The sequence below is a fragment of the Maribacter zhoushanensis genome, from assembly GCF_029350975.1.
Taxonomy (GTDB): Bacteria; Bacteroidota; Bacteroidia; order Flavobacteriales; family Flavobacteriaceae; genus Maribacter; species Maribacter zhoushanensis.
In genome coordinates, this window is sequence record NZ_JARKMR010000001.1 from 885304 (window position 1) to 897481 (window position 12178).

The 12178-nt window shown below is 35.5% G+C and carries 8 protein-coding genes; 7 read left to right on the plus strand and 1 reads right to left on the minus strand.

What is annotated here, in order from left to right:
• The first annotated feature begins 77 nt into the window (after positions 1-77).
• Positions 78-1100 carry a PorP/SprF family type IX secretion system membrane protein gene (locus PXD56_RS03660; RefSeq protein WP_276491992.1) on the plus strand — a complete coding sequence of 341 codons (1023 nt, stop codon included), beginning with the start codon at positions 78-80 and terminating at the stop codon, positions 1098-1100.
• A 39-nt stretch (positions 1101-1139) separates the two neighbouring features.
• Here the strand turns inward: PXD56_RS03660 and PXD56_RS03665 are convergent, their stop codons facing one another.
• A complete protein-coding gene (locus PXD56_RS03665) occupies positions 1140-2315 on the minus strand; it encodes a vWA domain-containing protein (RefSeq protein WP_276491993.1) in 1176 nt (391 codons plus the stop codon).
• Positions 2316-2517: 202 nt separating this feature from the next.
• Here PXD56_RS03665 and PXD56_RS03670 point away from each other — a divergent pair, with 202 nt between their 5' ends.
• From PXD56_RS03670 to PXD56_RS03695, 6 genes are all read left to right on the plus strand, one after another.
• The gene (locus tag PXD56_RS03670) at positions 2518-4722 is read left to right on the plus strand and encodes a tetratricopeptide repeat-containing sensor histidine kinase (protein ID WP_276491994.1); all 2205 of its coding nucleotides are present in this window, start codon (positions 2518-2520) and stop codon (positions 4720-4722) included.
• Positions 4719-5450 carry a LytR/AlgR family response regulator transcription factor gene (locus PXD56_RS03675; protein WP_276491995.1) on the plus strand — a complete coding sequence of 244 codons (732 nt, stop codon included), beginning with the start codon at positions 4719-4721 and terminating at the stop codon, positions 5448-5450. Before PXD56_RS03670 ends, PXD56_RS03675 begins: the two co-directional genes overlap by 4 nt.
• Before the next feature lie 10 nt (positions 5451-5460).
• On the plus strand, positions 5461-5970 hold the full coding sequence (locus tag PXD56_RS03680; protein WP_276491996.1) for a gamma carbonic anhydrase family protein: 510 nt from the start codon (positions 5461-5463) through the stop codon (positions 5968-5970).
• Between the two features lie 76 nt (positions 5971-6046).
• Complete coding sequence (fabD, locus tag PXD56_RS03685) at positions 6047-6934, plus strand: ACP S-malonyltransferase (protein WP_276491997.1); 888 nt, start codon at positions 6047-6049, stop codon at positions 6932-6934.
• A gap of 153 nt (positions 6935-7087) precedes the next feature.
• A complete protein-coding gene (locus tag PXD56_RS03690; protein ID WP_276491998.1) occupies positions 7088-11182 on the plus strand; it encodes a Calx-beta domain-containing protein in 4095 nt (1364 codons plus the stop codon).
• Positions 11183-11190: 8 nt separating this feature from the next.
• Entirely contained in the window at positions 11191-12171 is a 981-nt protein-coding gene (locus PXD56_RS03695; protein WP_276491999.1) for a PorP/SprF family type IX secretion system membrane protein, read from the plus strand.
• Positions 12172-12178 lie beyond the last annotated feature (7 nt).

A 12178-nucleotide genomic window follows, 5' to 3' on the forward strand; every position in this document is an offset into this window, starting at 1 on the left:
CAGTACATAATAATGTTGAGGTTAACTCGTTATTAACTTTGTAATAGCGAAACTAATCCTAGTTTTAACATCCCGAGATGAAATACAACTTTTTATTGATAATGATTTTCCTTTTTGTAGGTTCTAAATCTACAGCACAAGAAGGTATACCCGTGTATTTTGATTATTTATCAGATAACTACTATTTAGTTTTTCCATCAATGGCAGGTATTAGTGAAGGAGGAAAAGTTAGGGCTACGGCTAGAAAGCAATGGTTCGATGTTGATGATGCACCAAGTTTACAAACCATAAATGCTCATTTTAGGTTAGGAGATTCGCCAAGTGGTATAGGGGCAATTGTATTTAATGATGCCAATGGGTACCATTCTCAAACAGGTTTAAAGTTAACTTATGCACATCATTTAAGAATGGGAAGTAATGATGTAAGAGTTTTGAATCAACTTTCTTTTGGTTTAAGTGCTACAATTTTACAAAGTAGTTTAGACGAGACAGAATTTAGGTCTACTACGCCGGATCCTGCAGTTTCAGGAATTAAGCTTAGTTCATCTTATTCTAATGTCGATATAGGTATATCTTATAATTATCAAGAATTTTATACCCATTTTGCAGTTACCAATGCACTTACAGGAAGTAAAAGAAATGTTTATTACAGAGACAGACAAGATAATCCAGATCAATTGGTAATCGATAATATTAGAAGATTTTTAATTTCTACCGGTTATGTCTTTGGTAGAAGCGAATGGCAATTTGAACCTTCTGTGTTGTTTCAATTGACAGAATTTACCAAGGAGAAAACTATTGATATGAACGCTAAAGTTTATAAAGATGTAGATTTTGGTCGTATTTGGGGAGGTATCTCTTATAGAAGAAGTTTTGATGGTGCCCAGTTTCAAGATAATGGTACTTTTGGCGAACAGCGATTACAGTTGATAACACCTATAGTTGGTGCTAACATTAATAACTTTATGGTTTCTTACAACTATTCGTATCAAATGGGCGATATCCGTTTTGACAATGGAGGTTTTCACCAAATTACCTTAGGTTATGATTTCGGTCAAACAGGGCGTAAGTACGATTGTTATTGCCCTGCAGCAAATTAAAATAAGGTCAACACGAAGTTGTGCAGACCTAGTATTTTTCTATTGCCAAGTATAGTTTTTAGTCTTTGCTTGTTTTTTTATTGCTTTAATCATAGCATTCTCAAGCTCGCCTGATTTTTCATCTTTTTGGTGTTCAGAAATATAGGCTAATCGTTTCGTATTATACGCTTGTATTTCTTTTTGAATCTCTTCTCTTTCGGTCTTTTTAGATTCAACATATATTTTGATCTCATTTTCGCTTTTGCCCTGTAACTCGTCAGGTAGTTCGTTATTTTCTACTGAGCTAATTTCAAATTCGGCATCATCATACGCATCTACTAAATCCCATTTTTTATTATTGTACAGTCTTGAGCTTTTGCTTACCGCTCTTTTAACGGCAACCGCTTCTTCCATTTCTAAGGCATTGCTGTCTTGAACTTCTTGTGCAATAATTTTTGATTTGCCCATAGAGCCATATGAAATGTAAGTGGTGTTTAATTTAGAGTTCAATTTAATGATGATATCGTCATATGGAGTATTAATATGAACAACTTTCTTGTTGTGGTCAATAGCCATATACTCTCCACCGGTAATAGATGCACCATTTTTCCAATCGGTATTAATTCCCAATTCATAATTTCCGCAAAAGATGGTGTTTACTACTACATCTTTTTCATTCGCATTGGCCAATGCAGTTTTGTAATTATATCTTCCTTGATTAAAAGGTTCATTACCTGCAATAAATATCATACGAAGAAGATCAGGATTCTTGTTCCAAGGTAATTGGTGTAAAGAGGTCTGTAATACCTTGCCGCAATATTCTTCGCCACCATTGGTAGTCAATGAAAATAGCTTTTCTGAAATCTCATCTAAATCACTACTAAAACCAAGTACTTGTTGAATATACCCTTCATTTGCAGAAAGGTTGTCGTTACCGTATTGGTATAATGCAATTTGTAAATTTGGTCTAGTATCATTGCCACATTTGGCATAACTAAATTCATTTACAATATCCCATAGCTGAGATTTTGCTTGATTTATTAATCCATCCATACTATTACTGGTATCCAATAACAATGCAATTTGAACAATATTGGCTTCTTTTGAATCTTCTGTATCTATTGCATGTGCAATTAGTTCAATTGGTTTTTTCTTTTCCGTAATATTACAGGCATAAACGGTAGATAATGTTAGTAGTGCTATGCCTATTGATCCTAGTTGTTTAATTGCTTTCATCGTTTTCGTTTTAAATTCAGAGCTAAACTAACGGCAAAGTATTTCTTGTAATAACGATAATGAGGGAACGGAACATTTCAGTTAGTAAAGTGGGGCATAGCGTTTGTAAACCTATGAATTGATAGGTTTAAAACTACTGATATCAATATTTGAGATTTTTTAGTGCCACAATAATCAGCTAAGTTTACCGTAGTTATAGCAGATGAAAAATTATAGTGTTTACATATTATTGTGTTTTCTTTTGGGATGGAATATGCTTCATGCCCAATTGCAAAATGACGCCCTACGATTTAAACTTGAAGGTAGGGTAGAAGTTAGGAATACAGGTAAACCAATATCTGGTGTTTCTATATCTAATACTTTAGGAGACTATGTAATAACTAACGGTTTAGGAGAATTTGAGATAAATACTAGAATTGGAGATCAACTCATTATTCAGCATGATGATATTGAAACTTTAAGGTATGATGTGCAGAAAAATGATGATGTTTTAATTTTAGTTGAAGATTTTGATTCATCATCTGTAAGAAGCAGTTCTAAGTCTTTGCCAGACATAGCCGTAAAACATCAACAATTGTTAGATTCTGCAGAAGAGTATAAAGCTAAAGATATTGAAAGAAGTATAGATTTGGTAGCACAATCTATTTCTATACTAGGTAAAAGAGGTAGAAAGAAAGAATTGGCAAGGTCACTTTCTAAACTTGGAGAAATTTATCAATTCCACAACCAATTAGATTTAGCAATTGATAATTATGAAGATGCGTTAGAGAATAATAAAACCATTGCTACTTCATTGTTATTAGGTAAGGCATTCAATTTAACCGCTAGGTATGAGGAAAGTATAGACTTATTATATCCTTTATTAGAGTTTAAATCTATGCCGCCAAGCCAAAGTGCTGTGCTGTATGAGTTGTTGGGTGATGCTAAAAAGGGATTGGGTAAAACAAAAGAAGCTTTAGATTTTTATAATAGAGGTTTATTGATAGCGGATAAGAATCAAATTACATCAAAGATGATCGATTTGAATTCTAAGATAGCCGATACGTATTCTTTAGGTGATCAGAATATGGAGGCAGAAGCTTACTATGATAATTCTTTAGAGTTAGCAACGAAATCTGCACCCAAAAGGGCTTTGCAAGAGAAAGAAAAAGTAGCTGATTTTTACAACACAAAAAATAGGTTCAATGAAGAAATTAATTTGCGTAAAAGCAGTCTTCAAGAGCTTAAAAAGCTAAATTCCCCAAATGCTGGCGTGAAAAAATTAGAACTTGGAGATACAATAACATCACAGCGAATAAACTATAAAATTGCAAACGCATATATCTCTCAAGATAGGTATAACGAGGCTATACCTTTTTTAGAAAAAAGTATTGTTGAAGCAGATTCAGATGATGATTTGGTAGTGCAAAAAGATGCAACCAGAAAATTGTCTGAGGTATATAAGGTTAAAGGCGACTTCACTAAGGCTTTAGATACTTACCAAACATATGTAGCATTGGTAGATTCTTTATATGTACGGAAAGAACAAGAGATTTCCAGGGCAAATCGTTTTAACAGGGAAATTTCAAATGCACAAAATAGGCTTACCGGTTTAGAACAAGAACGAGAACTATCTCAAAGTAAATATGATCTAGCATTAACAGAGCAAGAGTTGGTTAAAGAGAGTAACAAACGACAAGAGTTGGTTATTTATTCTTTAATATTTGGGCTTCTATTAACCTTATTGGCCGCTTTTTTCTTTTACCGTAGTAATCAACAACAAAAATTGGCCAACAACTTATTGGCTTTAAAATCGTTGAGATCGCAAATGAATCCGCATTTTATATTCAATGCGTTAAATTCGGTAAACAACTTTATTTCAAAAAGCGATGAACGTAGTGCTAATAGGTATCTAAGCGACTTTTCAAAATTAATGCGCTCTGTACTAGAAAATTCTGAAGAAGACTTTATTCCGTTAGAAAAAGAATTGCAGCAGTTAGAGCTTTATATAAAATTGGAACATTCTAGATTTGAAGATAAGTTCGATTATCAAATAAATATTGATGAGAATGTACAGGTCTCTAAGTTTCAAATTCCGCCTATGTTATTACAGCCATATATAGAAAACGCTATTTGGCACGGATTACGATATAGGGAAGAAAAAGGAGAATTACTGGTGACTATAAAAGAGAATAGTACAGATTCTATAATTATATCTATTACCGATAATGGTATTGGCAGAAAAAAATCTGCAGAGATTAAAACCCAAAACCAACGGAAGCAAAAATCCAAAGGAATGGGTATAATTAAAAAACGTGTGGCTATTTTAAACGATATGTATACCGATAAGGTGGATATGAAAATTTCAGATTTACAGTCAGATGGTACAGGAACTAAGGTTCTATTCATTTTAAAAAGAGAAAAATGAGCTTAAATGCAATTTTAGTAGAAGATGAGGCAAATAGTAGAGAAATACTTAGAAACTATATTGCTAAGTATTGCCCAAATGTAAACTTGTTGGGTGAAGCTTCATCGATTAAAGAAGCTCTGGTGTTAATTGAAAATAATGAACTAGACCTGGTCTTTTTAGATGTGGAGATGCCTTTTGGTAATGCTTTTGATTTATTGGATCAATTGCCGGATAGGACTTTTGAAACCGTTTTTGTTACGGCATATGATCATTATGCGAAAGATGCCTTGAACAACCATGCCGCGTATTATTTAACAAAACCCATTAATATAGATGAATTGGTCAATGCGGTTGAATATGTAGTAGGTGTTCGTGAAAAGGAGGCAAGTTTAGAAGGTGAAGTGTTAAGTACAAAATCTAAAGGGGTAGAAGGGAAGTTGACCTTGCCGCAGCAAGACGGATTTCAAGTATTGAATATTGCCGACATTTTATATTGTAAAGCAGATGATAATTATACGGAAATTTATCTGTTAAATAAGAAAATACTGGTAAGCAAAACTTTAAAGTATTTTGAAGATGCTTTAAACGATTATCCTTTTGCACGGGTACATAAATCTTTTCTTGTAAATGTAAACGAGGTGGTGAAGTATAGAAAAGGTAAAGGTGGTAGTGTGGTTATGTCCAACGGAAAAGAAGTAATGGTATCCGCTTCTAAAAAGAAAGATTTTCTATCTTATTTTAATTAAACGAATTACAATGATAAAAGCTGTTAGAGGTAAAGAACCAATTATAGGTGAAGATTGTTTCATTGCTGAAAATGCTACAATAGTTGGTGATGTTAGTATGGGAAAGCAATGTAGTGTTTGGTTCAATGCAGTATTACGTGGCGACGTACATTTTATTAAAATGGGCGATAAAGTAAACGTGCAAGATGGTGCAGTAATTCATTGTACCTATTTAAAATCCCCTACGACCATTGGAAATAATGTTTCTATAGGGCATAATGCGCTTGTACATGGGTGTACTGTACATGATAATGTATTAATTGGTATGGGTAGTATAATTATGGATGACTGTATTGTGGAAAGTAATAGTATTATAGCTGCAGGAGCTGTTCTTACAAAAGGTACACACGTACCATCTGGAAGTATTTTTGCAGGTATGCCTGCTAAGAAAATTAAAGATATTAGTCCAGAATTAAGTTCTAGTGAAATTAATAGAATTGCTGAAGCCTACACGATGTATTCTAGTTGGTTTAAAGAATAAAGGTTGATGCAAAAAACCAATTATTGGTTGCAGTCTATCTAAATTATGTACTTTTGAGCCACCAAAACTAAAAGTTATGAACGCGTATGTTTTTCCTGGGCAAGGTGCTCAATTTGTTGGAATGGGTTTAGATTTATATGAGAAATATCCTATTGCAAAAGAGTTGTTTTTAAAGGCAAATGAAATATTAGGCTTTGAAATTACCGAAGTAATGTTCAGAGGTACTGCCGAAGGATTAAAAGAAACTAAGGTAACCCAACCTGCTATATTTTTACACTCCGTTATTTTAAGTAAAGTAATGGGAGACGCATTTAAACCAGATATGGTTGCGGGTCATTCTCTTGGTGAGTTTTCAGCTCTTGTTGCAAATAATACTCTAAGTTTTGAAGACGGTTTAAAATTAGTATCGCAACGTGCTTTGGCAATGCAGAAGGCTTGTGAACTTAAACCATCTACCATGGCTGCCGTTCTAGGTTTGGAAGATGCTGTTGTTGAAAAAGTATGTGCAGAAATTTCAGGAATTGTTGTCGCTGCTAATTATAATTGTCCGGGTCAATTGGTGATTTCCGGTGAAGTATCGGCAGTAGAAGAAGCTTGTGAAAAACTAAAAGAAGCAGGTGCTAGACGTGCTTTGGTGCTTCCTGTTGGAGGGGCTTTTCATTCGCCATTGATGGAACCTGCTAGAGAAGAACTGGCTGCTGCAATAGGCAATACTACGTTCTCGACACCTAGCTGTCCAATATATCAAAATGTACCGACAACCGCGGTTAATAATGCTGAGGAGATCAAAAAGAATTTAATGCTGCAATTGACAGCTCCGGTAAAATGGACGCAGAGTGTTCAGCAAATGGTAAAAGATGGAGCTACGGTTTTTACGGAAATAGGTCCAGGTAAGGTGTTACAAGGCTTAGTAAGAAAAATTGAGCCAAGTGTTACCACACAAGCCCCAGAGCTGGCAGAGTAACCAATGTTTCTTTAATATTACCATTTAACCTATAAATCTTTTTTTCAACTGTTTCTGAGCAGTTTACCTTGATTTTTTTGTAATATTGAGACCCTCATTTTTGGTTTGGATTAGAACTTTTCCAGTCAGAGTGCGGGTATGATAAAGAATGCTATGAAAATAAGTATATATAAAAGTCTTTTGAATTTTCAGAAAACTAAACGATGTAAGCAATATTTCTTTGTTTTTGCATTGTTGGTTTTTGGGATTTTCACACAAAGTGGTTCGGCTCAAACAGTTTCGGTTGAAAATAATAGTGACGCTGTTGAGGGAAGTACAACGCCCGGTAGTTTCATTGTTTCTGTAGCCCCTTCTTTATCTTCTGGTATTATTACAGTTTTTTACGATGTTGAAATTGGTACGGCAACTCCGGGTGCTGATTATGTTCAATTAAGTGGTGAGGTTGATGTTGCATATAATGGTTTTTTTGGAGGTGATGCCTTAATTAATGTTTCAACGGAATTGCAAGATTTATTAGTAGAAGGGACGGAGACAGTTAATATAAAGCTTGTGCCGGATTTGAGTTATACGGTAGGTGCAAATGATGAGGCAACCGTATTGATTGAAGATGATGATTTTGGTGAAGTTTCTGTAATAGCGAATAGACCTGAAACTGAGGAAGGAGCTGCTATAGCTGCCGATTATGGGAGGTTCAGAGTTGAATTAAGTGAGCGGAATAATACAGGAGCAAATGTTGTTGTTGGTTATACTTTAACTGGTGACGCAGGTTTGGGAGCGGGTCAAGATTTTACAATTACTGGAAACGCGACTATTGCAGATGGTGCCATAGCATCAAATATTAATATTATACCTAATGATGATGACTTGGTTGAGATTACTGAATCAGTTATCATAGAATTGGACGATGTAAATAGCGATTCTTACTCAATTGGTACTCCAGATACGGATACGGTTACCATTATAGATAATGATATTTTTGAAGCCTCTATTGAATCTACAGATGCCACAGCTAATGAAAGTCCTTTAGGTGTAGGTGTTTTTACAGTTGATGTAGATAAGATAAATGCTACCGGAGCACCCATTGAAATTGAATACGCCGTTAGTGGTACAGCAGATGAAGGTGATGATTTTACAGCTCTTTCAGGTACGGTTACTATTGAAGAAGGCGAAAGTACAGGTACTATTACGCTAACGCCAATTAATGATACTGATATTGAAACAAACGAAACAGTTATTTTAACATTAGTAGATGGTCCTGATTATACGGTTGGCGGTCCGGATAGTGCTACAGTGGTAATCGTAAGTGACGATACTAATGTTGCTCAAATTACAGCCTCAGATGGTACTGCTGCAGAAAGCAGTGGAGCAAATTCAACCGGAGAATTTACCGTAAGTTTAAGTGCTCCCAACAATACTAGCGGTCCAATAATTGTTAATTATAACATTACAGGAACAGCTGATAATGATGTGGATTTTGACGAAATAAATGAAAATGCCGTAAGTATTCCGGTTAATGAACAAGAGGTTGAAATAGAAATTTTACCGATTAATGATGCAATTCAAGAGGGTACTGAAACAGTCATAATAACTTTAACTGCGGGAACTGGTTATATTCTGGGAGCTGCAGCTACGAGAGCGGCTACAGTTGAAATTGATGATAATGATCAGGCAACATTGACAATTTCAGACGAATCATTAAATGAAGATGATGCTGATGGTGAAATGGTTTTTGATGTAGAATTGGATTTGGAAGTTGTAGGTGGTACAACCGTAACTTATTCCTTTACAGATGATACGGCTACAGAAGGTGAAGATTATACAGGAACCAATGGTTCTCTAACTTTTGTTGGTGATGCGGGAGAGATTCAACAAATTACAGTGCCTATCACTAATGACGCTATTTTAGAGAATACTGAAATCTTCACTGTCCAAATAGGTTTGCCTACCAATAATGTGCAACGCGCAAATAGTGGTACTGCTACGGGAACAATTCAAGATGACGATAATTGTGTTGCAGCTCCTACGTTAGATACTTCGGTTTCCAATATTTATTGCGTAGAAGCGGCAGGAGATGATTTTTCTGCGAATTTATTCGATTTTACAAGTAGTACGGCTCCAACCGGTACAGTTTTAACTTGGAGTAGGGTTTCAAATCCTTTAAATACAAATTCTCACTTAACGGTTGCAGAAGCTCAAGATGTAGATTTACCTGCTTCATATTATGGTTTTTTCTATGATGAAGCCAATGATTGCGCAAGTGGAACTATAGAAGTACAGATTGTTCGTAATGTGTTGCCACAATTAACTGTAATCAATGATAACGAACGTTGTGGACCAGGAACTTTACTTTTAAGTGTTGAGCCCACTGATGGTGCTTCTGTAAATTGGTACGATTCTTTAGATGCTGTTACTCCAATTGCGATGGGCGAAACATTTACAACTCCATCTTTGAACGCTACTGCTACCTATTATGTAGAGGCAACAGAAAATGAATGTACCACTGAAAGGCAACCAGTTGTTGCAAGAATAGGTGTTCAAGCTACTACAGGAACGGCAACAAATGGTTCTATCTGTAATGTAGCTGCTAACGGACTTACAGCGATTGATTTAGATACGAGACTTTCTGGTGCTGATCCCGGAGTTTGGATTTTTGTTTCTGGTCCTGAAACCAGTGTTGATATTAGTTCTACCAACGTTGTGGAATTTGAAGGTGCTACTTCTGGTGCTTATATATTTAGCTATACAACAACAAATTCTACGGCACCTTGTGAAAACCCTACCGTAGAAGTAATCATAAACGTAAGTGATTGTGAAACCGATGATGATAATGATGGTCTTTTAGGTGGTCAAGAAGTAACTCTTGGTACAGATTCCAACGATGCTGATACTGATGGTGATGGTATTGATGATGGTATTGAGGTTGGTGATAATATCGATAATCCTTTAGATGATGATGGCGACGGAATTATAGATGCGCTAGATTCTAATACGGCAGATGCGGATAATGACGGAGTGAACGATCAACAAGATCCAGCAAATAATAATCCATGTATTCCTAACCGTTTTAATGGTAGTTGTGATACGGATGGTGACGGAATATCAGATTTAGATGAACAAACTAATGAATCTGATCCAGACGATCCTTGTGATCCTGTGGCAACACCTAATTGCGATGACCCAATAGATTTAGAGGTATTGAAATCTGTTGATAATATAGATGCTTTAATTGGCGATACCATTATATTTAAAATATTGCTTACCAACTTATCTGATAGAACAGCACGGGCTATTGTTGTTGGAGACCTTTTAGAATTAGGTTTTGATTTTGTTTCGGCAGATACTCCTGAGGCTACTGAATATGATGAGGTATCGGGTAATTGGACTATTTCAGAACTTGCAGCAGGTATATCTTTAGAGTTGTCGATTACCGTTGTAGTTGCAGAGCAAGGTCCTTATACTAATACAGCCGTATTGTTAGAGTCTATTCCTTCGGATGATAATCCTGAAAATGATGAAGCAACTGTTGAATTAAGTACAGAAGCTCCAGAAGGTGTGGATCTGAAGATAGAAAAAGAAGCACGCCCTGATACTGCATTGGTTGGCGATGAAGTAGAGTTTATTATCAGGGTAACGAATATTTCTGAATCTGATGTGGTTACTGATATTGTTGTCAATGACTTAATTTCAGTAGAAAACGGATTTGAATTTGTTTCTGCGGAGTCTGACCTTAACGGAACTTACGATGAACTATCCGGTAATTGGAATATTCCTTCCTTAAATAGGGAAGAGACCGCTACATTGGTGATTAGGGCAAGGGTTCCTTCAATTGGCGTATTTACGAATACGGCTAATATCATAAGGTCAACACCTAGAGATGGTAATACTGAAAATAACGAAGCTACAGTTGAGGTTGAGGTAATTGAGAAAAGTGCCGCCGATCCAGGGTTTCTTTTTAATCAATTCTCGCCAAATGGAAATAACCAGAATGAGGTTCTTCGTATTAATAGAACCATGACCGATCCGGATACTGGTGTACAGGTAGAAGTTAATTTACAATACAAAATTAAAATTTACGATCGTTACGGAAATCTTGTTTTTGAAACTGAAAAAGTAAATGATGGCGATGTTTGGGACGGTACTTATGAAGGTAAAGAAGCGCCAAAGGGAACATATTTTTACATCATGAATTATAGTATTAATAATCAACCTGCCGTACTGGATAAGGGTTGGATACAGCTTATTAGATAAAATAAATTATGGATTATAACTTTTATAAATCGAGTTATACTATTGCTTTGGTACTATTTTCTCTGTTAAGCTTTAATGCATTTTCACAGAAAGAACCGCAGTACACGCAGTACATGTATAATATTGGTAGTTTTAACCCGGCTTATGTTGGTACGGTAGAAAACCCTGAATTTTCTGGTTTATACAGAGCTCAGTGGATAGACGTACCCGGTGCGCCAAGAACGTTTCGTTTTGGTGCCAATCTCCCTTTTCAGAATGAAAAAGTAGGTTTGGGTATTAATATTGTAAACGACGAATTAGGTCCTGCTACACAGACTTACGCAGATATTTCATATTCATACCAAATAAAGGTTACTGATGAAACTAAATTATCTTTTGGTATTGATGCTGGTGGTTCTTTCTTGAATGTTGATTTTTCTAAAGGAACTTTTGAAAATCCAGGAGAAGATTTAAGTCAAGAAATGCTGACTAAATTTTACCCAACCGTAGGTGCAGGTGCGTTCTTATACTCAGAAGATTGGTATTTAGGTGCGTCGGTTCCTAATTTTTTGACAGAAGGAGTGTATAATGACGAGATAGCATCTGTAGTAGAGGATAAGATTCAGTTTAATTTTATAGGTGGTTATGTTTTTGAGCTTTCCGATAATTTAAAATTTAAACCGGCTTTTTTAGTAAATACTATTGCTGGTTCACCGGTCAATGTTAACTTATCAAGTAATTTCTTGATTTCTGATGTGGTTACCGCAGGTGTATCCTATCGTATAGATAATGCCTTTAGTGGTTTGGCGGGTTTTCAAATATCCAATTCTTTGTTTGCAGGGTATTCATATGATTATAACACAAACTTACTTGGAGAATTCAATAATGGCTCTCATGAGATTATACTTAAATTTTATTTAGGTAGAAAAGGTCCTTCGAAAACAAAAGGTAGTAGTGATAAGAATGCAAAAGGTAAACCTAAACAAGTAGATTCGCCTAGATTCTTTTAAAGTGAAC